Annotated in this window: 19 protein-coding genes and 1 pseudogene; 3 read left to right on the top strand and 17 right to left on the bottom strand. The window is 36.2% G+C overall.

All coding sequences use genetic code 11. The features are described 5' to 3' along the window. Nucleotides 1-100: 100 nt before the first annotated feature. The 4 genes from scfA to H8S40_RS04640 form a co-directional block, all read right to left on the bottom strand. Nucleotides 101-244: a six-cysteine ranthipeptide SCIFF gene (gene scfA, locus H8S40_RS04655; protein WP_008369659.1), complete on the bottom strand. Its 144-nt coding sequence runs from the start codon at nucleotides 242-244 to the stop codon at nucleotides 101-103. Between the two features lie 124 nt (nucleotides 245-368). Beyond that, nucleotides 369-755: a TIGR04086 family membrane protein gene (locus H8S40_RS04650; RefSeq protein ID WP_117991578.1), complete on the bottom strand. Its 387-nt coding sequence runs from the start codon at nucleotides 753-755 to the stop codon at nucleotides 369-371. A 79-nt stretch (nucleotides 756-834) separates the two neighbouring features. Next, nucleotides 835-1380: a stage V sporulation protein T gene (spoVT, locus tag H8S40_RS04645; protein WP_117991576.1), complete on the bottom strand. Its 546-nt coding sequence runs from the start codon at nucleotides 1378-1380 to the stop codon at nucleotides 835-837. 244 nt (nucleotides 1381-1624) lie between these two features. Continuing rightward, the gene (locus H8S40_RS04640; RefSeq protein ID WP_022075676.1) at nucleotides 1625-1993 is read right to left on the bottom strand and encodes a RidA family protein; all 369 of its coding nucleotides are present in this window, start codon (nucleotides 1991-1993) and stop codon (nucleotides 1625-1627) included. Nucleotides 1994-2239: 246 nt separating this feature from the next. On the opposite strand from H8S40_RS04640, the gene H8S40_RS04635 reads away from it, so the two are divergent. After that, a complete protein-coding gene (locus H8S40_RS04635) occupies nucleotides 2240-3442 on the top strand; it encodes a MerR family transcriptional regulator (RefSeq protein WP_186864688.1) in 1203 nt (400 codons plus the stop codon). Between the two features lie 95 nt (nucleotides 3443-3537). Here the strand turns inward: H8S40_RS04635 and H8S40_RS04630 are convergent, their stop codons facing one another. The 6 genes from H8S40_RS04630 to glmS form a co-directional block, all read right to left on the bottom strand. After that, complete coding sequence (locus H8S40_RS04630) at nucleotides 3538-4413, bottom strand: hypothetical protein (RefSeq protein ID WP_186864687.1); 876 nt, start codon at nucleotides 4411-4413, stop codon at nucleotides 3538-3540. A 314-nt stretch (nucleotides 4414-4727) separates the two neighbouring features. Beyond that, nucleotides 4728-5336, bottom strand: a complete 609-nt coding sequence (gene rfbC / locus H8S40_RS04625) for a dTDP-4-dehydrorhamnose 3,5-epimerase (RefSeq protein WP_022075680.1) — start codon at nucleotides 5334-5336, stop codon at nucleotides 4728-4730. A 15-nt stretch (nucleotides 5337-5351) separates the two neighbouring features. After that, nucleotides 5352-6293 carry a dTDP-4-dehydrorhamnose reductase gene (gene rfbD / locus H8S40_RS04620; protein ID WP_118724867.1) on the bottom strand — a complete coding sequence of 314 codons (942 nt, stop codon included), beginning with the start codon at nucleotides 6291-6293 and terminating at the stop codon, nucleotides 5352-5354. A gap of 3 nt (nucleotides 6294-6296) precedes the next feature. Beyond that, on the bottom strand, nucleotides 6297-7325 hold the full coding sequence (gene rfbB, locus H8S40_RS04615) for a dTDP-glucose 4,6-dehydratase (protein ID WP_022075682.1): 1029 nt from the start codon (nucleotides 7323-7325) through the stop codon (nucleotides 6297-6299). Nucleotides 7326-7340: 15 nt separating this feature from the next. After that, nucleotides 7341-8237 carry a glucose-1-phosphate thymidylyltransferase RfbA gene (gene rfbA, locus H8S40_RS04610; RefSeq protein WP_022075683.1) on the bottom strand — a complete coding sequence of 299 codons (897 nt, stop codon included), beginning with the start codon at nucleotides 8235-8237 and terminating at the stop codon, nucleotides 7341-7343. A gap of 119 nt (nucleotides 8238-8356) precedes the next feature. Further along, nucleotides 8357-10195, bottom strand: coding sequence for a glutamine--fructose-6-phosphate transaminase (isomerizing) (gene glmS / locus H8S40_RS04605; protein ID WP_118738174.1), 1839 nt, complete (start codon nucleotides 10193-10195; stop codon nucleotides 8357-8359). 200 nt (nucleotides 10196-10395) lie between these two features. Between glmS and H8S40_RS04600 the strand changes: the two genes are divergently transcribed. Beyond that, nucleotides 10396-10986, top strand: coding sequence for an HAD family hydrolase (locus H8S40_RS04600; RefSeq protein WP_186864686.1), 591 nt, complete (start codon nucleotides 10396-10398; stop codon nucleotides 10984-10986). Between the two features lie 157 nt (nucleotides 10987-11143). On the opposite strand, the gene H8S40_RS04595 is transcribed toward H8S40_RS04600, so the two are convergent. From H8S40_RS04595 to H8S40_RS04575, 7 genes are all read right to left on the bottom strand, one after another. After that, a complete protein-coding gene (locus H8S40_RS04595; protein WP_118688355.1) occupies nucleotides 11144-12130 on the bottom strand; it encodes a diaminopimelate dehydrogenase in 987 nt (328 codons plus the stop codon). Between the two features lie 73 nt (nucleotides 12131-12203). Next, entirely contained in the window at nucleotides 12204-16007 is a 3804-nt protein-coding gene (locus H8S40_RS04590; RefSeq protein ID WP_186864685.1) for an HD domain-containing protein, read from the bottom strand. Between the two features lie 697 nt (nucleotides 16008-16704). Beyond that, a complete protein-coding gene (locus H8S40_RS04585) occupies nucleotides 16705-16953 on the bottom strand; it encodes a hypothetical protein (protein ID WP_186864684.1) in 249 nt (82 codons plus the stop codon). Nucleotides 16954-16961: 8 nt separating this feature from the next. Continuing rightward, nucleotides 16962-17093, bottom strand: coding sequence for a hypothetical protein (locus tag H8S40_RS16310; protein WP_279286786.1), 132 nt, complete (start codon nucleotides 17091-17093; stop codon nucleotides 16962-16964). A 227-nt stretch (nucleotides 17094-17320) separates the two neighbouring features. Beyond that, nucleotides 17321-19606, bottom strand: a complete 2286-nt coding sequence (locus tag H8S40_RS15950; protein WP_207723247.1) for a DEAD/DEAH box helicase — start codon at nucleotides 19604-19606, stop codon at nucleotides 17321-17323. Continuing rightward, entirely contained in the window at nucleotides 19582-21840 is a 2259-nt protein-coding gene (locus H8S40_RS15945) for a hypothetical protein (RefSeq protein WP_207723246.1), read from the bottom strand. The genes H8S40_RS15950 and H8S40_RS15945 overlap by 25 nt, the downstream gene beginning before the upstream one ends. 28 nt (nucleotides 21841-21868) lie before the next feature. Then, a complete protein-coding gene (locus H8S40_RS04575; protein ID WP_147365773.1) occupies nucleotides 21869-22087 on the bottom strand; it encodes a hypothetical protein in 219 nt (72 codons plus the stop codon). 70 nt (nucleotides 22088-22157) lie between these two features. On the opposite strand from H8S40_RS04575, the pseudogene H8S40_RS04570 reads away from it, so the two are divergent. After that, nucleotides 22158-22328, top strand: a pseudogene (locus H8S40_RS04570) (GDP-mannose 4,6-dehydratase); the annotation flags it as partial. Nucleotides 22329-22394: the final 66 nt, after the last annotated feature.

Genomic DNA, 22394 nt, shown 5'->3' with positions numbered 1-22394 from the left:
CATATTAAAGGCAGCGACCTAAGGCCGCTGCCTTGCCATCTCGCGTATCACCTACGCTGCAAATGTGTATCTCACACATCTTTCTCTCAATGGATTCGAATTATTTGCTGTGCTCACATGTCTGGTTTCCTACTGTACAAGAAGTCTTGCAAGCAGACTGACATGATGTCTGGCATTCTCCACATCCACCTTTTTTCACTGTATTGTTCAATGTCTGAGTATTCAATGTTTTGATATGTTTCATCGTTATCTCCTCCTACTATTTCTGCTCTTTGGCAGTTATACATTCACTTCATAGGATTATACCACAATGGCGTTGGATTTAAAAGAGTTTTTTCATAATTTCTTATGGTTTTCGTAACTTCCATTTACGCCAGCATTCCTCCAAGCAATCCCCCTCCAATGCACAAAAACATCGTAGTAATTACATTTCCCCCACTGTTTTTCAATGAATGATATATACCGAAAGAGACAAGCAATAGTAAAATAAAATAACCTGCTCCAACAATCATTCCCCACAAAAACTTTTGTACCCGATTCCATTTTCCAATCATAAATCCACCTACAAATGTTGATACCAGATAAATTGCCATCACCGCAACAGTCACCTGCTTCTCTTCCAGATTCAATTTATAGACAAACAACGCCAAAAGAAGCAGCAGGATTCCCGTCACTACATATGCACCCAAAAGTGACTTTAATATCCACACTGCTTCTTTTTGTATATCTGGTTTTTGATCCTTACGATTCTCCATTCCCACACCTCCACACCTGTAATTCTATGCTATGCATTCTTATACATTATATGTCGGCCGGTAATGATCCAGTACATTTTTACTGCTCCATCTGCATTCCTAAAAATCTGGCAGCACATTCTATAAGCTTTTGCTCCATTTCCCCAAATTTACGTTTTTTATCGCGATTTAGAAATACAACCCCGCCGATAACATCTCCGTTACACAATATCGGACAGATTGCTTCCCCTTCATACTCGCTCATTTTGTCCACTACCATAACGAACTTCCTTTCCCCCGGCACAGCCAGAAGCACTTCCCTTTTTTGAAGCTGCTCTCCCAACATCTTACTAATATATTGTTCCTCAAACTCCTTCTTCCCATTCCCCGCTGCCGCTACAATCTGGTCATGATCTGTGATACATACTATACAATTTAAAACATTCGACAAACTTTCCGCATATTGCTTCGCCACAATCCCAAGCTCCCCAATCGGAGAATATTTCTTCAATATCACATCTCCCTCTCTATCCGTAAATATTTCCAGAGGGTCTCCTTCCCTGATTCTAAGTGTTCTCCTTATCTCCTTCGGAATCACAATCCTTCCAAGATCATCAATTCTCCGTACAATTCCTGTTGCCTTCATACATCTATAAACCTCCTGTATTATACCTATATTTCCATATTCTGCGTTGTATGGATAGTATGTGGAAATATTGGAGGTTTTATACACAAGTCAAAAGTGCCAGTTGGAGAAGAGCGACAGTTGGGGAGGAGTGCCAGTTGGGGACGGAGTTTAGTGGCTTTTTTACTTGTAAAAAAGCCACTAAACTCCGTCCCCAACTGGCACTCCTCCCTAACTGGCACCCTATTCAGTTCAAAATACCTTTTTATTTCTCAGCAAGTGCCTCAATTTCGCAAAGAACTCCCTTTGGAAGATCTTTTACTGCAACGCAGCTACGAGCTGGTTTAGATACGAAATATTTTGCATAAACTTCGTTGAATTTAGCAAAATCAGCCATATCAGCTAAGAAACATGTTGTTTTAACAACGTGAGAAAAATCTGTTCCTGCTGCTTCTAATAATGCTCCTACGTTCTTGCAGCTCTGCTCTGCCTGAGCTTCGATTCCTTCTCCTACACTTCCGTCTGCTGGATTTACCGGAATCTGTCCTGATAAATAAACCATACCATTCACTTCAAATCCCTGTGAATATGGTCCGATTGCTGCTGGTGCTTTGTCTGTGAAAATTTCTTTCATTTTTAATCTCTCCTTTACTTTTCTTAATGTATTACAACCTGCAAATCCATTGCAAACTGTAATACACGTTCTTATGCATATCTTAATTATCTCACATATCTGTAAAAAATCAACCGATTTCTTGAATTTTTCAAAATATTTTTTAGATGTATCAAAATAATTTTTAGATGCAATCGACAGACTTTTGCTATATAATGATAGCAAGATTGCGAAAACGCAGCAATTTTGTTAAAAGGAGATATTTTAATGAACTTACCAGGCTATTACTCTTCCGGTCAATTCGCCCGTATGGCAAATGTATCGGTTCGAACAATTCGCTTTTATGATAAACAAAATATTCTTCATCCATCCTATGTCACCCCATCGGGCTCCAGGTTTTATACAGACCAGGATTTTGCCCGTCTCCAACAAATCCTACTTTTAAAATACCTTGGATTTTCGCTGGAAGACATACGAGAAATGACGATCAATGACAGTGACTATCATTTTATGCTGAATGCACTCCAACTGCAAAAACGATTCATTCAGGATAAAATCGAACAGATGCAGTTAGTTGAAAATGCTTTAAACAACACCGTGGATGCAATCCAAAAAGAGCATCAGATCGACTGGAGCCAGATGTTGGATCTTATCCACCTTACAAATATGGAAAAAAGTTTTAAATCCCAATATCAAAATGCGACCAACATTTCCGCCAGAATCCGACTCCATCGTGATTACTCAATCAACAAACAAGGATGGTTTCCATGGGTTTTTGAACAGTATGAACTTGATAGCATAAACAATACTGCAAATTGTAATTTAAAAGTTCTTGAGATTGGATGTGGAAATGGTGCTCTTTGGATGGAAAATATGGATAAAATTCCTACAAAAATCCAAATCACACTTTCTGACATTTCCGAAGGAATGCTTCGCGATGCCAAGCGTAATTTGCCTGCTGCCGACAATAGATTCCAATTTCAGGCATTTGACTGTCAACAGATTCCATATCCGGATCAAAGCTTTGATCTAGTAGTTGCAAACCATGTCCTCTTTTATTGTGAAGACATTGCATCTGCCTGCAAAGAAATTGTACGTGTATTAACTCCCGGCGGACGCTTCATCTGCAGCACATACGGAATCAATCACATGAAAGAAATCAGCGACCTCGTGCAAAAATTCGACAATCGGATTGTACTTTCCGCCGAAAAATTATACGAACAATTCGGATTGGAAAATGGTGAAGAAATACTAAAACCTTATTTCAGCCAGATTGAATGCAAAAAATATATCGATGCTATTGAATTAGACCGACCTGAACCGCTAATTGAATACATCCTTTCCTGTCACGGAAATCAAAATCAAATGTTGCTCGATCACTATAATGAATTCCGCGGATTTGTTGAAAAAAATATGACAGATGGATTTCACATTACTAAAGATGCCGGATTATTTATCTGCCAGAAATAATCCGAAAATATTGTTGCTGCGAATCATATAGCAACTGATATAACCGAAGAATCTTGCAATAAAAAAGAATCTTCGGTTATACTAAGTCAAAAAATCTATTGAACATTTTTACTAGTATCGTTAAGTATTTCTGATACTTCACTCATAGTCAAATTTGTAGCCATTGCAATCTGTTCAACTGAAAAATCATCCTTCATATTCCAGACAATTTTTTGTGTTGTCTGTCGTTCTCCTTCTTCTTTTCCTTCATTCATTAATATTTTTCCGATTTTCCACATTTTCAAATCCTCCTTTATCTCTTCCAAATCTATCTCACTTAAAAACTTTTCTGCCATTGCATAAATCACCGCCTCAATCTTGGATTTATCAAATGTTGAAGATTCTTGAATAGTTTGTAAAATAGCAAAACTTCTGTGAAATCGCTCTTTTTGTGAACATTCTCCATTCATCAGAGAACACATTGCAAGAGACACCATCTCATCTTTCGATAATACAACATTATTTTTCATTTTTGATTCCAGATTATTTAATAATTCGTCTGCATTTGTATTCTGTAAAATTATTGGACATATACGATAAGTGTTAATTCCCTCTGTATATTCTGTAATCGGATTTTTAATTTTTCCTGAAAATAACACATACGTTGTAACAGCTACTCCATGTTGATAACTTGCAAACGCTTCATAAGTACGAAATCTTTTTAATCCTTTAACCCCTTCATTAGTACTCTGAAATTCAAAGTGTATCCAAGAATCATCTTCCATTTCGAAATTAAAATCCTGATACAATTTTTTCAATTCCAAATGAATAATTTCCGTTGGAGCAATCCGCTTCACCTTTCCCGGAATATGAAATAGTGGGAAAAGTTCTTCCGCAAAAAATAATGCCAATGTTTTCATTGCTGCGTCTTCATGTTGTGAATTTCGAATCTCAACATCTGTAATCTCTTGTTTTTCTTTTTTATCCACCATATAGTATCCTTTCTCGGAAAATACTATACAGAGAAACTCGCTAAGTACTGTAAAAAACAATACTCTTTTACTTCATAATAACAAATAGTTTTATAACAGACAATGGTTTCCGTTTTTGTAATTATAATAGTTATGAGAATTTCCCCTGATTCAGGGTAGATTTATCATGAAATTTAGATTTTTAAATATGAATAATTTGATTGAAGTATATGAATAGTCTCTCTGATAGACCATTTTCTGTACAAGTATACTATCACGATAAATGCACTACGTCAATATAAATTTTGCGAGGGAGCACCCTCGCAAAATTCACCTTAAAAATGGAATGTATCTTTCAGTCCAACCCACTTCTGGTCCTTATCGCTCAAATTCAAAGCTGTTCCATCCTCCAGCTGATATCCTTCAGCAGAAGCATTTCCCTGATACTCTCCAACCAACTGTGGCCACTCAATTCCAATCTCAGGATCATTCCATGCAAGACCGCCCTCATCTCCCGGATGATAAAAGTCTGTACATTTGTAGCAGAACTCTGCAAGATCACTAAGTACCAGGAATCCATGTGCAAATCCTTCCGGAATATAGAACTGTTTTTTGTTCTCTTCTGTCAGTTCAACACCAAACCATTTTCCATAAGTCTCACTGTCACTTCTCAAGTCTACAGCTACATCAAATACAGAACCTTTCACTACACGGACAAGTTTACCCTGTGGAAATTCTTTCTGGAAATGAAGTCCTCTTAAAACTCCCTTTGTAGAGCTAGACTGATTATCCTGTACAAAGTTCATTGTAAGCCCTTCTGCTTCCATATCTTTCTGATTATAAGTCTCCATGAAATATCCTCTTGCATCACCATGAACAGTAGGTTCAATTACGCAAAGACCTTCAATCCCACCTGCATTTTTTTCAACTTTAATCTGTCCCATTTTACTTCACACCTCTTATATTTCAATCTCTTTCAAATATCTGCCAAGAGCATCCTGCCATGTCGGTAATGGCGCGAATCCATTTTCCACAAGCTTGCTCTTATCCAGTCTGCTGTTAAATGGTCTTGCTGCTTTAGACACACCATACTCTGCAGTTGTAACCGGTTTTACTTCCACTTTATCTTCACTGTATTCTGTATGTCCCAACTCTACAGCCTGACGGAAAATCTCTTTTGTAAAATCATACCAGCTGATGAAGCCGCCCTCATTTGTTGCATGATAATAACCATATTTCTCTGTCTCTATCATATCAACCAGCAATCTTGCAAGATCATATGTGTATGTCGGAGTTCCGATCTGGTCGCTGACCACAGTCAACTTATCGTGAGTTTTTCCCACCTTAAGCATTGTTTTTATAAAGTTATTCCCATTTTTTCCAAATACCCATGCAATACGGACGATAAAATATTTAGACAATGTATTGGCAACTGCCAGCTCTCCGCCTAATTTTGTCTCACCGTATACACTGAGCGGTTTGTAGTCTTTACAGTCCGGCTGCCAAGGCTTAGTACCCTGTCCGTCAAACACATAATCTGTACTTGTATACACCATCTTGCAGTCAAGCTTCTTGCACATATCCGCAATATTCTGTGTTCCTTTTACATTTACCGCATAGACAATATCTTTTTTATCCTCATCCTCAGCAGCATCTACAGCTGTCCACGCTGCACAGTGTACAACTGCATCCGGCGCAACCTCTGTCAAAACCTTCTCTACAGAAGCCGCATCCGTAATATCCATCGGAACATATGGCATACTTACAACCGGTGTTCCATCCAAAACACCACTGTAAGTTTCCTTAATATCAGAACCAATGCCTTCATAACCGCGTTTTGCAAGCTCATTCATCACATCATGTCCAAGCTGTCCGCCTACACCTGTTACTAATACTTTCATAGATTAAATTTCCTCTCGGTTTGCATACATTTTCTCATAGTAGTTCTGGTACTCACCTGAAATGATTGTCTCCCACCATTCTTTGTTGTCCAGATACCACTGAATTGTCTTCTTGATTCCGTCTTCAAATTTTGTCTCCGGAAGCCATCCAAGTTCATTGTGGATCTTAGTTGGGTCGATTGCATAACGCATATCATGACCTTTTCTATCCTCAACATGTGTGATCAGGCTTTCTGGTTTTCCTAATTCTTTACAAATAATCTTAACGATTTCAATATTTGTTTTTTCATTATGTCCACCAACATTGTAAACCTCTCCAACTCTTCCATTGTGGATAATGAGATCGATTGCTTTACAGTGGTCCTCAACATACAGCCAGTCACGGACATTCAATCCCTCGCCATATACTGGAAGTGGCTTATCATTCAAAGCATTTGCAATCATAAGTGGAATCAATTTCTCTGGGAAATGATATGGTCCATAGTTGTTAGAGCATCTGCTGATTGTTACAGGGAGTCCGTAAGTTCTGTGGTAAGCAAGAACTAACAAGTCTGCACCAGCCTTTGATGAGCTGTATGGGCTGCTTGTGTGGATCGGTGTTTCCTCTGTAAAGAATAAGTCAGGTCTGTCAAGAGGAAGATCTCCGTAAACCTCATCTGTAGATACCTGGTGATATCTCTTAATACCATATTTACGGCATGCGTCCATCAAAACTGCTGTTCCTTTGATATTTGTATCCAAAAATACTTCCGGATTCTCGATAGAACGGTCAACATGGCTTTCTGCTGCAAAGTTTACAACCATATCCGGGTGCTCTTCTTCAAACAATTTATAAACAGCTTCACGGTCTGTGATGCTTTCTTTTACAAAACGGAAATTCGGGTTGTCCATCACTGGCTCCAATGTAGATAAATTTCCTGCATATGTCAGACAATCCAGACATACGATACGATAATCCGGGTATTTATTTAACATATGAAATACAAAGTTACTTCCAATAAATCCTGCTCCACCTGTTACGATAATATTCATAATTAAAAACTCCTTTTAGTATAAATTTTCCTGATATTTTCCATCTAATACATCTTTGAGATACTGTCCGTACTGATTCTTCTTCAATATTTCATAAACTTCCAGAATCTCCTCTTTGCTGATCCAGCCATTGAGATATGCAATTTCTTCCAGGCAAGCAATCTTACGATGCTGATGTGTCTCAACTGTTTTCACAAAATTTGTCGCATCAACAAGACTCTCATGAGTACCTGTATCAAGCCATGTAAATCCCTGTCCGAGAAGCTCCACATTCAAGTTACCTTTCTCAAGATATACTCTGTTCAAATCTGTAATCTCCAACTCTCCACGGGCACTTGGTTTCAGATTCTTCGCATACTCTACAACCTTGTTGTCATAGAAATACAAACCTGTTACACAGTAATTGCTCTTTGGTTTCTCCGGTTTTTCTTCGATAGAAATTGCTTTTCCTGTCTTGTCAAATTCAACGATACCAAAACGCTCCGGATCATCTACATAATATCCAAATACAGTAGCACCCTTACCTGTCTCTGCATTTTCCACAGCAGCTTTCAGACGCTTGTTCAGACCATGTCCTGCGAAAATGTTATCGCCAAGAACCATTGCCACTGTATCATCACCGATAAATTCTTCACCGATGATAAATGCCTGAGCCAGTCCGTCCGGGCTTGGCTGCACTGCATATGACAAATGTACTCCAAACTGATGTCCGTCACCAAGCAGCTCTTTAAATCTTGGTGTGTCCTGTGGTGTAGAAATGATCAGAATATCACGGATACCTGCATTCATTAATACAGACATCGGATAATAAATCATCGGTTTGTCATAAATTGGCAATAACTGTTTTGATGTTACCATTGTCAAAGGATACAGACGAGTGCCTGAACCTCCTGCTAAAATAATTCCCTTCATGAGAACCTCCTTATACGTTATATATTCAATATTTTTCACGTCTCGTTTACTAGTTGTTCCCATTATAAAAGGTGACCTAAGGTCACCTTCAAGTACTTTTTTTAATTTTTATAAAATTTTTATTCTACTGTAACACTTTTCGCAAGGTTTCTCGGCTTATCTACATCCAATCCCTTTGCAACAGATACATAATATCCAAGCAACTGAAGAGGGATAACTGCCAATGAAGTAGCAAAATGTTCATCTGTCTTTGGAACATAAACCGCAAAATCTGCTGTATCTTCTATATTATAATTGCCATAATGTGTCAGGCCCATCAGATATGCGCCACGACTCTTCACCTCAACCAGATTTGAAACTGTTTTTTCATATAAATGATCCTGTGTCAGAACACCGATCACCAACGTTCCATCCTCAATCAAACTGATTGTTCCATGCTTCAATTCACCTGCTGCATATGCCTCTGAATGAATATAACTGATTTCTTTCATCTTAAGGCTGCCTTCCAGACAGATTGCATAATCGATTCCTCTTCCAATAAAGAATACATCCTTTGAGTTTGCATATTTCGCTGCAAACCACTGAATACGCTCCTTATCTTCCAGAATCTTGCCAATCTTTCGAGGAATTGTAGTAAGTTCCTGAATCATTTCACAATATTTTTCCTCAGAAATCGTTTCACGTACCTTTGCCAACTGCAGCGCCAGTGCATACGATGCAATCAGCTGTGTGCTGTACGCTTTTGTCGTTGCGACCGAAATTTCCGGTCCTGCAAGTGTATAAAATACATTATCAGCCTCACGTGCAATTGAAGAACCAACAACATTCACAATCGCAAGTGTCTTAACACCAAGCTCCTTTGACTCACGAAGTGCAGCCAAAGTATCTGCGGTCTCTCCCGACTGGCTGACCAAAATAACGAGACCATTTTTATCCAAAATCGGTTTACGATAACGGAACTCTGATGCAAGCTCAACACGTACCGGAATTCTTGCCAGATCCTCAATCACATACTGTGCTGCAACACCAACATGATATGCCGAACCACATGCCACAATATAAATCTGGCTGATTTCCTTCATCTCTTCCTCTGTCAGTCCAACTTCTGTCAGATCAATCTTGCCATCCTTCAAAACAGAATTCAAAGTATCCTCTACCACCTTCGGCTGCTCATGGATCTCTTTCATCATAAAATGCTCAAATCCACCCTTTTCAGCTGCCTCAGTATCCCATTTGATCTCAACAAGCTCTTTCTCGATCTCATCTCCATCCAGGTTATAAAATGTAATATTCCCCTTCTGCAGACGGGCAATCTCCATATTACCGATATAATATACATTTCTAGTATATTTCAAAATAGCCGGAACATCAGAAGCAATGTAAGACTCACCATTCTCCACACCTAAGATCATCGGGCTGTCTTTTCTTGCCACATAAATCTCTTCCGGATACTCCTTAAACATCACTGCCAATGCGTAAGACCCACGAATACGGACCATTGCATGATTGATTGCATCAATTGGCGTACCAAGATACTTCTTATAATAATAATCGATCAATTTGATCGCAACCTCAGTATCTGTCTCAGAATAAAAGACATAACCCTTTTTCACAAGCTTATCCTTTAATTCCTGATAGTTCTCGATAATCCCGTTATGTACACCTACTACATTACCATCATCACTGCAATGTGGATGTGCATTTGTCTCGGATGGTTCTCCATGTGTTGCCCATCTTGTATGTCCTATACCACAATTTCCGGCTACCGCACGTCCATCATCTGTCTTCTCACAAAGAACACTCAGACGTCCCTTTGCTTTTACCACTCTGACCGGTGCCTCACCGTCACGAACCGCAATTCCCGAAGAATCATATCCACGATATTCCAGCTTTGACAATCCATCCAGCAAAACCGGAGCTGCATTTTTGTGTCCGTTAAATCCTACTATTCCACACATATAACTTCTCCCATATTTTAAAACATCTCTTTTGTTACCAAATATATGCGAATCTTCTTTTATGAGCCGCAAAATATATTCGGTTGTAAGTATAACTTATTTTTCATAATTATGCAATTGCAAGACGAAACAATCTATTGTAAAATAAAATTAATTTTTTACATTATTTGCTCAAAAATGGGCAGAAAATAGGCTCTGATATGAAATATAAAAATATTGTTTTCGACTACGGAAATGTCATTGCAAAATTCGATGGTCTTGCCATTTTAAGATCCTTTTGCGAGTCCCAAGAAGATGCCGACCTGCTGCGTGACATCGTCTACCGTCAATGGCCGGACCTCGACCGGGGCACACTCGAGTACGATGATTACCTGCAAAGTACACTGGAATTAACACCGCCGCGACTTCAAGATACCGTCCGCACATTCTTTCACGACTGGCCAAAAGAAGTCACACACCTTTCAAACACCCTTGCATTTATCAAAGAATTAAATGAGCGTCAAATCCCGATCTATCTCTTATCCAACGCTCCTACTTACTTTGCTGATTATATGGCAGATTCAGAATTATTAAAAAGCTTCAACGGCGTCATTTTCTCAGGTCCTATCAAAATGGCAAAACCAGACCTGGATATTTATGAGTACTTCTTTAAGCATTTTAATCTCAATCCAGAAGAATGCTTCTTCATCGATGACCTTCCACAAAATATCGAAGGTGCCAAAAATGCCGGAATGGATGGTATCGTCTTTACCGGAAATATTGCTGAGGTAAAAAAACAGATTGAATTTTAGTTCATAAAATTTTTGCAATTTTTAAAACTCCGAAGATGTCGCATACATGGAAACAAAAAAATCGTTAAGGCACATATCAAAGCCTTAACGATTTTTATCTTTATATGATATATTATCAACTTCTGAAATACAAACAACAAAAGCGTTTACTTTAATCTTACAGCAAATGCTTTCTCAATTCAGCTCCGCTCTTCGCACTCAAATATGCAGGTGCAATATCAAACACTGTCTTACATCCAGACTGACCTTCCTGCGCCAGTTTGTAAGCTGCTCTTGCATATGCAACGAGCACAGACGCTGTAAACTCCGGATTAGAATCCAGCTTCAAGCTATACTCGATAAGATGCTTATTCTCTCCATCCCATCCTGTCTTTCCACTGCGAAGCACGAATCCACCATGTGGGATTCCACTGTGATTTGCTTTCAACTCTTCCTCACTGATAAAATGTACGGTTGTATCATAATCTGAGAAATAGTTTGGCATTGTCTTAATCTCTTCTTCAACCTTCGCTGCATCTGCACCCTCTTCAAGCACTACAAAGCACTCTCTTGTATGCTTCTGTCTTGTTGTCAGATCCGGATTCTCCCCGTTACGAACAGCTTCCAGTGCAGCCTCTACCGGAATTGTATACTGCTTTCCATCTTTGACACCTTCCACGCGGCGGATTGCATCCGAATGTCCCTGACTGACACCCTTGCCCCAGAAAGTATAGTCCTTACCTTCCGGCAAGATTGCATTTGCATAAAGTCTGTTCAAAGAGAACATACCAGGATCCCAGCCTACAGAAATAATGCCGACATTACCACCTTTTTTAGCTGCCGCATCAACATCCTCAAAATGTTCCGGAATTCTTGCATGTGTATCAAAGCTGTCAATGACATTGAACATCTCTGCATACACTGGTGTCTGCTTTGGAAGATCTGTTGCACTTCCTCCACAAAGAATCATTACATCAATCTTATCTTTCCAATCCTGCACATCCGCAATACGGCATACAGGAACATCGTCTGTTAAAATCTGAACTGTCGCAGGATCTCTACGTGTAAATACTGCCGCCAGTTCCATATCTGCATTCTGTTTAATTGCACACTCTACACCTCTTCCAAGGTTACCATATCCTAAAATACCAATTCTAATGCTCATATTGATTCCTCCTGTGTTTCTTAACCGAGTCTTATTATAAACCCATTAAGAGTTTGTGCGCAATATTTTTTTTCTATCCTTTTGGGATGGTTTCATTCCACGCTGTAAATAATTCCAGCAGAAATGTTCTATAAAGTGTTTCTATTTTTTCACGTTCTGCCTCGCTATTATTACTTTTTGTCCTACATAGATAATTTATTACTTTTCTGTCCAATTCTCTATTTTTAATCGTTTCCACACATTTTTCGGGATTCCACGCATTCATGTTACATTCATCCATAAATTCTCTTATGCCTTTTTGATAATCCCATGCCGGAACAGTTGCATAAAGACATGGTACCTCCAACAACTCATTATAGCCTGTATTAAAATCTGCTATTTCTCTATATTCATCAAATGCCGGTATAATAACTTCAATTTCATCTGTCTGTTGATAAAATCTAGAATTATCAATTTTTTCCCAAAATCTTCTATATATCTCCCACTTTTCTTGTTGTGTAGCACTGATTCCATGACTTCCTTTTTGTGTTGGATCAAGTTTAAGCCCCCATCCTTTCTTCAACTCCTCTATTCCAATTATTTCAAATCTTTGCAACATGGGAATACAATCATAAACTAATTGTTTTTTCTCTCTTACAACAACTACTGATTTCTCATCTATAATCTGTTCTACAGAAGCCGGACTTATCATATCGTATCCAAATCCACCATAAATACTGCCTTTCATATACAAAATCCATACATCTCTTTCCAGACTGCTGACCTCACGGTCTTTTGGAATATCTAAAAGCAAATACAGATATGGCTGATCTAATTCCAACGACATCAACAGATTATCACGATATGTTCCTCGAAAACGCCACTCTCTAAAGGCAATCGCCGAAGCAGGAAATAACAAGTCATTTATAGCCGAAATTTCAAAATGATTTACCTCTCCTATTCCCCTATAATATCTAAGCATCGTCATTATATTTTCTGGAATATATTTCGTCTTTTTCCACCGATGCATATTAGGAAATCTTTTATTAAATTCTGTTTTTATTAACTGCTTCCATTTTTCTTCTTGCCCATCTATCCTCTGCAATTTCATCGCATACTGAATAATCATATGTCCCCAGATATAGCAATAATGTTTTAAAATATTAATCAACTGATTATTAAAATATGGTTGCAAAAAATATAAATCTTTCACTCGCCAGTCTGATTTCCATTTTCTCAGCAAATAATCCAGAAATTCAAATGCTTTTATTTCCATTTTCTGAAGCATGTCCACAGCATCCACCCTGTATTCATTAGCTGACAATGCCTGTATATCTAACTTAAGAACTGCATCTACGAAATTTAAACACATTAGATAAGTCACAATCCTGACTTCCAATGTTCTTACTTTTCTTGTGCTTTCTGCCGGAAAAATCAATTTTTTCTTCTTGCATATCATTTTCCATACATCAGTCTCCGATATTTCCTTTGCATAATACTTTGTTGCTAGATCTCTTATTTCTTCCCTGTATGCACTTACAACCATATCCTGACGTTGTTCTATCATCAAGTTCATATAACATTCTTTTGCAAAAGAAAGAATCTCGTTTAATGACAATCGTATCTGTTTTTTTGCCTCATAAGTAAGTTTCATTCGTGCCGCATCTATTACATCATTGCCTTCTCCTGCCAAAATATCCATATAATCAATTACAAATAAAGCATCTCTTATACTAATATTATCTTCTACATGCATTCCCATAAAAGCCAAGACATTCTGCTGCTCATTTATGTTATATAGTATCCCTATATTGTTATATTCTGAATATGATAAAATTTTAGCATTTATTACATACCTTTTTTCCTTATCATATACGATGAAATATTGATAATTATATCCAAAACAATATTCATATCTACTATTGCCATCAATATCTCCCTTGCATGATTCACCGATACAACTAGTCAATTCATTAACCCATGTTGACATCGTCAATGCCGGTAATATATATTCATCCTCATTAAAGTAAACTGGTACAATTGGCGTTTTACAAAATTTTTCTATATGATTGATAATTAATTTCTCATATTCATTTTCATATTCTTTTAAATAAGATCCCTCCATCTCTCCAAAAAACTGTGACTTCTGAGCCTTATTCAAATGAAATTTAAATGATATTTTTGTTCCTTGCGCACGTGGGGTTTCTGCTTGCTGACAAAATGCATAGCCACTTTTTTTACCGGAATACAGCAACATTTCGTTTGTTTGCTCTTCACAATCTGACTTTGTATATATCTTCATCTCATCTGTAACAGTAAACACAGTATGTAAACCTATACCGAATGCTCCTGTCGGTTTTAACCATTCCGGCATACTTTCAAATTCTTTTTTATAATTTTGACGATTTTTCCAACTGCTTCCTGTCTTTAGAATATGTTCCTGAAATTCTTTCACACTGATTCCTATACCAGAGTCTTCAATCGAAAAATCTACAGTATCTGTCTCTTCATGATATTTTGCTGAAATATTAATTGCATATCTCTCAAATATTCCCGGAAACATTCTCTCTACCTGGAACGGAGAAATTTCATATTTATACTTTGGTATTTTTCCTTTGATTTGCCTCCAAATCTGAATCTTGGATGCATCAATCGCATTTTGTATCAATTCGCGTATAAAAATAAAACCTTCATTCTGATAAATACTGATATTCTCAATCAAAGAATACGCTTTTTCCTGTGAAAAAGAAAATCTCAGATTCTGATTCCCAGATGATATTTCTTTCCCATTCAACAGAATTTTATATTCTATCTCCGGAATCTTACGATTCCAATGCTTTGGGAATATCTTGTTCACATTTAATTTTGCTGAATTAACCTCTCCCTCCATCCAATTTTTCCAATTGACATGCTCTCGAATTGTCTGCTGATATACTTTCATACATCTACTTTCAAATTTTTCTTTATCATTACAAGCATCTTCCTTCATCCAGTCTATCGCACACTCTTGCTCAATACACTTTCTATCAACATTCGCAACTACTTGTATCTTATCAGTAGAAATATGCAACGTTTCTACTGATAAATGCTTAAAATAATGTGCCAGATTATCATCTTGTAATGTGCCAAATGTTGCAATTCCAATTTTATTAAACCTGTCATTATCCAAATCGCACAAATCTCCCATGCGAAGTAACCATGCAATTAGTCTGGGATGAAATTCTTCCCCTGCAAAAGTATCTACAATCACTAAATCGTTCAACATGTTTTCGAAACTGCCCGTATGTGCCATAGATATCTTATTAATTATTTTAATGATGCGTACCGGAAGAAATGAATCCTCTACACGCAACAGCTCTCCTATACGATTTTCTTTATCCGATAAATTTTGAATACGTCGACCATGCTGTGGACGGAAATATTCCATCAATACAATCGTAATTGCCTGCTTTATATCTAAAGGCCACACTGCTGCTTCCACTTTTTCCTTTTCTACATCCAATAATATTCTAACAGCTTTTCCAATTGTAGAAGTATCCGATTGATATTCCTTTAAAAACTGCTGGAATTCATTTGACACCCATATTTCTCGAACTTCCTGCTCCGTATATAACATCCCAACATCATGCATATACGCACACATTAATATAAGGAATGTATCTATTCCTGTCAGTTTCTTTATTCTATCCTTCCCCAGTATGTTTTCAATTGCTGATACAATATTTGCAGAATGCCACGTATCGTGTGTACTGTATGTCGGATAAGTCGTAACTATTGAAGATAAATATCTAATTAACTTTCTTTTCTGCAAATCATATACACTTTGCAGACTATGATTTGTATCATGATGTTTACTTACTTGATGCAAATGCTCCTCTAATGTATATTTCTTTTTCATCCTTTTCCTCCTGTTTTCTCCATTAATCCCAGTATATAAGTCCTCATTGAATTTTTATTTCATATTAATTACTTGTTCCATTCTCTCATTAAGTTTATCAAGCTTCTTACTGGGTAAATTAAAAATAATAACTAAAATTAAATATAAAATAATAATTGTTCTTACTTTCAACATATTCTTTCTCCATTGTATTTTTATTAACATCTATACGTTTTTCATCTTAATTCACTTGGTATTTGTACAATATATATTATATTAACACATTTTTCGAGATATTAATTCTATATATTGATTAGTTCAAAATAAATTATTCGACAAATTTTGACATTTTTTGACTCTTGAACATTCTTCTGATATCTTCCATTTATTCCACAGTTGAATCATTGTACGAAACTCTTAACAGCAAATGTTTTCCCCTAGAAGTTGCTCAGATACAGAAAGGGGCGGTTGAATATTTGCCTGCCCTGCAAGCAATTCAATCCGCCTCCAAAAATCTGTAATCTTTTACTTTAATCAAATAATCCAGTGCCAACCTGCCACCAATTTCTCTGCTCCATCACATTCATTTACCATTAGATATCTTCAGACTGTCATGTTGAATTTTAATAGTACTTAACACAAATGTGCTAACATAAACTTCTATGTTTCATCATTAAATGTTTTCGTGAATCTAATACTGATGGCACTTTTTATCCAATTATTTATCTGGCTCGAACTGGTCTGGATATCTCGTGCTTCCTTCATAACCACATACTCCCATTCTCGGAGAATTACATACTGGAAGCATATATTCTATCCCACAGATATCCTCCATGCCAGCTTCTTCTTTCAAGCACTCCTCACGCCAAAATGGTTTTTCATCATAATAGGCTTCCGGATTTACCCACTTTGCTTTATTCTTACCGCACTGGCTACAAATAATTTCAATTGGATTATTTCGTGACAAAATAACAACTATATTAAACTTGAATATTCATGGCTGTACCCATTTATAAATTCATCTAAGTCTTCAAGGAACTGATGGATAATGTTTCTTTTACCTTCTGTCATTTGTACTCGATATACTGGTTTCTTTTGTCTTGCCATAATAAAAGGCTCTCCTAATGATATTTATTTTATCATAGAAGAATCTTCTAAACATTATTTTACAGAAAAAGTTTCATACTCTCGTTTACTCTTTTTATAACCTATCTATTAATTCTACTCCAGCTCCGCAATGATTTTGGCAATCGCTGCGACTTCTTCCTTAACTTCTATAAAATCTGCTAACGCCTTTGTTTTTACCTTCGCCCCTTACCCCTAACATTATTCAGCTATAACTTAGTTCCAACCCTGCTCTCAAATATCACTCCACCGATATTCTTCTTTTCATGCTTTTTGAACATATCATATAGTAAATATGACAATTCCTTCCAATTAAACACCCCTGAATGGCAACATTTATTTCTTCTGATTGTACACTCACTAAGTCTCTCATCAAATAGTCTCCACCATACTTGATCATAATCTGTATTTCCTATAGTCTGCATATGTTGACCAAGAGTTTCACGATTACTTCGAATAATCGTGACAAAAGTACCTAAGGTTAATTCTTTATTTTCTGCATCTTTCAGTGTCACTTTTGTGCGTCCTTTTCCGAATCCTTTTATTTCAAATTCCGGCAATACCTTTTTTAGTCCTTTTATAAAGCAATCTTTCATTTGCAATTCCATTGCTTTACAGAATAGTATCGCACAACAAGAAGCATCCATATCATGATTGATTTTATAAACCGGCTCAAGAAGATAAAATAATTTCATTCCCAACACAACATTAGCTCTTACTCTCTGAGATAACATTTCCAAATCTTTCATTGATTTGAATCCAAATTTTTCGAGCTGTTCTTTTGATAAATCATTTTTTATAAATTCTTTGGTCAATCCTTGGATTAAATTAGTCGTATCGAACCTATAATCTAAAATTCTTTCCTTTCCCTCTGTTTTGATTGTCATAAACTGAGTAACGGATGGTAAAGCATTAGAAGCATTTAATAAGGCTTTCTTTTTTTCCTCTTCCGGCAATCCCTTTTCAATTATATTTTTAATCTCTTTAATTGCATAGATATCCATTATTCTTTTTGCTTCACTTACACATGGAGATTTATTCCAAGCAGCTTCATCTCCTATAACATATAACCTGAACTTAGCTCTCGTTGCAGCAACATTCACGATATTTTTGTTTACCCATTTTATGGCACCTTCTGCTTCCCGGGAATTGTCACAGCCTAATAAGAAAATAACCTCGTTTGCTTCCTTTCCCTGGAAGGTATGGACAGTTCCTATCCTCTTTTGATCATAGTCTAGCATATACTCCTCATTTATCTTTGTATTAAGATTATACTTACAGTACGATTTAATGTAGGACTTTATTCCAGAAATCACTGTAGTAAACGGACTAATTATGTAGAGACTGGGTTCTGGATCTTTTTCAAAAGCAACTTCTAGCATTTCACATACTTTCTTTGCTTGTTCTTCTACATAATGATTTTTATTTCCTTTTTCTTTTCCCTCAATGTTTATCCATTGTGATTTATCATATATAAATTTTTTAGCTACTTCCTTCTTTGGTGGACGTGTTTGTTGCTTCATTATACCATTATACGACAATTGATTAGAAATCTCATACATTGGTGATATACATCTTCTATGTACAAGCAATGGACACCCAATCCATTCTGGATAATCTGATCCATTATCTAAATATGTTCCAAATAAATTAAGCCTATCTGCAAAACTCTGTACCGAAATTGTCTTGCTTTTATACGGCTTGATGAGCATATTATTATAGGCATGCTTCAATAGCAGCAAATCATCCGTTACTACCGGCTCTACTTGTTTTGGATCTCCAACAATAATAGCTTTTCGACTTCTATACAATGCTCCTATTGCCATCTGTGGTTGTGCCTGTCCTGCTTCATCTACTATCAGTAAACCAATTTTACCTGGTTTTTTTACATCCTTTAATAAAGTTCCTATAGAAGCAAATGTAGAAGACATGACTGGAACAAGTAAAAAAAGAGTTTGAAACAAAGATGCAACCATATTCTCTCTATCTTCTTTATGAAATATTATTTTTTCCTTTTCATCACCTTCTTTGAATCCCCAATACTGTGATAACGTATTAAAATTATCTCTACATTTCTTTGATGAAATCACAAATTCTTTATTCATTCGCATCGCCAATGCAAATAATTTTTCTCTTTCACGATTATAGCGTTGCGTGAACCACGGATTATCCACTTGAGCCTTAGTTGCTACATCTATATCATCTGATAATAAATCCCGCATAAATTTCTCATCTAAGATAACCATTTCATCTACATCTGATGCTTTCGAAAGAATTGCTCGTTTTGTTTCTATTTTCATTTTCTGATTCTGATACTGCTGTTCTGTCCTTTGACTTTCTATTTCTGCATCACTTTTATTTTTTTCAGCAACTCTCATCGGTTCCTTTATATTATCAATTTTTTGTTCTAATTCGTCTACTTCTTTTCTAGCTATAGCAACTATCTCTTCCTTCTGCTGTTCATTTTTCTTCAACTGTTCAAGATCTTGTTCCAATTCAAGCTCAATTTTCTTTGTTTATCAGCATCTTTTTTATACTCATCTGCCAATTGCATTGCTACATTATATTTCTCTTTATTAAATAATTTTGTAAATATCCCCACTGAATTTCTTTTAGAAAATTCTTCTTCCAGCAACTGTTTAATTAAATCATGTGTTTTCTTTTTCTTTTCTTGCTTGTCTTCAATATTCTGCCGAATTTCCCCTAATATATCTTCACATGTTTCCACTTTTTCAGTTGCAAAAGAAAGCTGTTGCGTTAATTTTAATATATCTTTTTCCGAAGAAGCATGTACTTCCTCGCATCGTAATTTCCATATTCTAACCTGTTCTTTCGCTTCTTCCTTATCATGCTCTGCCTCAACTAGGGAATCGAACAAATCACCTAAATCTGATAGTCTTTTTTGCTGCTCTTTGACAACTTCTAATTGGTTGAGAAAATCCGCTTTTGCTTTTTTATATTTTGTCACTCTCTCTTCAGCTGTCCCTCTCTTTGTATAAAAATCTCTGGATAGAGGATATAGAACTTTTTTATAAAAATCACTGAGATTTGATTTTTTTCCAAGTGGTGCAGCTACCAGCCCCCATACATCCTCTGTTTCTAATAATGTTTGAGCATATCTCGTAAAATATATATCCGAATATGCCTCTTCTTGATATGTTTTTTCTTTCATATCCGATTGTTTAGGGTCGAATAATTTTGCAACAGAATCCAACTCATTTCGCAATTCTACAGAATCATTCTCTAAGGCTTTTAAATCCCCCACAACCCCTTTTGGTAATTCTTTTGAAATGTTTTCGACAGCAGCATTATTACACGATGTTACGAGTATACTATAATTATTTATTTCATCGTTTTTTAGACGATGCCAGTGTCTTGTATATTTTGAATATGCATTTTCCTCCTTATCGCCATGAATAAAATCACATTGAACAAACGCATCATCTGGATTATCATACTCTGCTAATAGACAAGCTCTTTCAATAATATTATTTACTACTATTTCCTTAAGCAATGTAGTTTTTCCTGTTCCTGGCGGTCCATTAACAGAAAAAATTTTTCCATTAACATCAAAAAGCTGTGATGTTCCCTTTCCAATAGCCAAATTAATTGCCATTTGCTGCATGAAAGCCGGCATAAATCTAGATGGCCACTTTCCCAAAGGTGCATTTTGAATTCTTAATAATTCAGAAAGATTACTTTTAAATTTTACCAAATTCCCATTATCAGGTCTCACCATATCTAGTCTTCGTGTTTCATTTTTCTTTGAATTCACTAATGTTGTTATGTATTCTTGTATATCTTCTCCCAAATACTTATCTTTTGAAAGCTCATCATTCCTAGCTAAATCCAACACCATCTTTATGTCATTCGAAAAATAGCTTTGTTCTAACCCCAAATAATTATCTGCTTCCCTCTTGTATTTTGTCTCCTCATCTTTAAACAATTGAAAGCTTATTCCATATATTTCCTCATAATTATCATTTTCATCAACAGTATTTTCAATATTGTCTTTGATATATCTTCTTTCAATTTCTTTGAATAATTCTTGTAACGTTTTTAAAGTAACTGCTGTAATATCAAATCTCTGAATCTCTTCTATCTTTCCATCTGATGCTATATTAACTTTATTTGTATCTAATTTTTTCTCATTTTCTACTTCTGCTCTTTTTTCTTTATCAAAAAATCTGTTTTCTAATGTTTCTACTGCTAACGTATATTCTTGATTATCTAAGGCTTCTGAAAGCTTTTCCTTCGAAACTTTTATTTCATCTAATGCCCATAAAATAGTTGAAAGTGATAACGAATGTTCAATATATTTTCCTTCTGGTGAAAGCTGGAGACTTGCCCAAGCAATACGTTCCGAACTCTTTTCCACCCTATTATCAGCTTCTGAAGGAAGTGATAATATATTTGATATGCACTCAATACACTTTTCCCTCTTTACCCTGCCTATATATACCGTAAGATTCCCCCACTTTTTCATTCCACAAGATTTGGCTTCTTCATAAATTTCATCATAAAGTTGCCTTGTTGTAATATCCTTTTTCTCTAACCGTATAAATGTCTCTATGGTTTTGTATTTAGATTTTCCTTTAGCCCAATCTTCTTTATGCCTTTTTATTTTATTTCTTATTTCCACATAATCTGGATATTTGTCTTGCGATAAAAAATCTAATGCAAACCAATAATCTAGTATTTTTGCAGCATTCTCATTGTTTTTCGCCATAATAGCCTTCCTTCTTTCATTTCAGACTTTATATCTTTTCTCCATTGAATTGATTATTGTTCCCCCTACAATATTCTTCTACAATAGTATCATACGCTTCTTCCCAATACATCTCCGATATATTCTGAACATCCCCCTTATGATTATGTTGTCTCTCTAATGCCTTCGCTTTTTCTAACGTACATGGCATATACGGATATCCTGACAACAATTCATCCTTGATTGTTTTTGAATATATCGGTGCCATCTCATCTAAAGAATATCGTTTAGAAAAAATAACGGAAGAAGCTCAGAAACATTCCACTTCTTCCTAGGAATTTATCAAAGGTTCCATTGCTGACAAGCCTTTGATTGCTCAAATCTTTACAGATTATAAACCAACTGTTGTTGTAAATCTTGCTGCTCAGGCAGGAGTTCGTTACTCTATCACAAATCCTGATGTCTATATCGAGTCGAATTTGATTGGATTCTATAACATCCCGGAAGCATAAAATTTGATATTTTTTCTATGAAAGCTTCTCTGTATATAAATTGCAGAGAAGCTTTCATTTTCT

The sequence above is a fragment of the Ruminococcus hominis genome (assembly GCF_014287355.1).
Classification (GTDB): Bacteria; Bacillota; Clostridia; order Lachnospirales; family Lachnospiraceae; genus Schaedlerella; species Schaedlerella hominis.
Note: the sequence above shows the minus strand (reverse complement) of the source record. Positions and strands in the feature narration are given on the sequence as shown.

Excerpts from the sequence above, each read along its gene's own strand:
- rfbA (WP_022075683.1), bottom strand. The coding sequence starts at position 8,237 with ATGAAGGGAATTATTTTAGCAGGAGGTTCAGGCACTCGTCTGTATCCT.
- rfbC (WP_022075680.1), bottom strand. The coding sequence starts at position 5,336 with ATGGGACAGATTAAAGTTGAAAAAAATGCAGGTGGGATTGAAGGTCTT.
- H8S40_RS04600 (WP_186864686.1), top strand. The coding sequence starts at position 10,396 with ATGAAATATAAAAATATTGTTTTCGACTACGGAAATGTCATTGCAAAA.
- H8S40_RS04595 (WP_118688355.1), bottom strand. The coding sequence starts at position 12,130 with ATGAGCATTAGAATTGGTATTTTAGGATATGGTAACCTTGGAAGAGGT.
- H8S40_RS04640 (WP_022075676.1), bottom strand. The coding sequence starts at position 1,993 with ATGAAAGAAATTTTCACAGACAAAGCACCAGCAGCAATCGGACCATAT.
- rfbD (WP_118724867.1), bottom strand. The coding sequence starts at position 6,293 with ATGAAAGTATTAGTAACAGGTGTAGGCGGACAGCTTGGACATGATGTG.
- H8S40_RS04650 (WP_117991578.1), bottom strand. The coding sequence starts at position 755 with ATGGAGAATCGTAAGGATCAAAAACCAGATATACAAAAAGAAGCAGTG.
- H8S40_RS15945 (WP_207723246.1), bottom strand. The coding sequence starts at position 21,840 with ATGGCGAAAAACAATGAGAATGCTGCAAAAATACTAGATTATTGGTTT.
- scfA (WP_008369659.1), bottom strand. The coding sequence starts at position 244 with ATGAAACATATCAAAACATTGAATACTCAGACATTGAACAATACAGTG.
- glmS (WP_118738174.1), bottom strand. The coding sequence starts at position 10,195 with ATGTGTGGAATAGTAGGATTTAACGGACACAAAAATGCAGCTCCGGTT.
- H8S40_RS04635 (WP_186864688.1), top strand. The coding sequence starts at position 2,240 with ATGAACTTACCAGGCTATTACTCTTCCGGTCAATTCGCCCGTATGGCA.
- H8S40_RS16310 (WP_279286786.1), bottom strand. The coding sequence starts at position 17,093 with ATGGCAAGACAAAAGAAACCAGTATATCGAGTACAAATGACAGAAGGT.
- spoVT (WP_117991576.1), bottom strand. The coding sequence starts at position 1,380 with ATGAAGGCAACAGGAATTGTACGGAGAATTGATGATCTTGGAAGGATT.
- H8S40_RS04590 (WP_186864685.1), bottom strand. The coding sequence starts at position 16,007 with ATGAAAAAGAAATATACATTAGAGGAGCATTTGCATCAAGTAAGTAAA.
- H8S40_RS04575 (WP_147365773.1), bottom strand. The coding sequence starts at position 22,087 with ATGGCACCGATATATTCAAAAACAATCAAGGATGAATTGTTGTCAGGA.
- H8S40_RS04630 (WP_186864687.1), bottom strand. The coding sequence starts at position 4,413 with ATGGTGGATAAAAAAGAAAAACAAGAGATTACAGATGTTGAGATTCGA.
- rfbB (WP_022075682.1), bottom strand. The coding sequence starts at position 7,325 with ATGAATATTATCGTAACAGGTGGAGCAGGATTTATTGGAAGTAACTTT.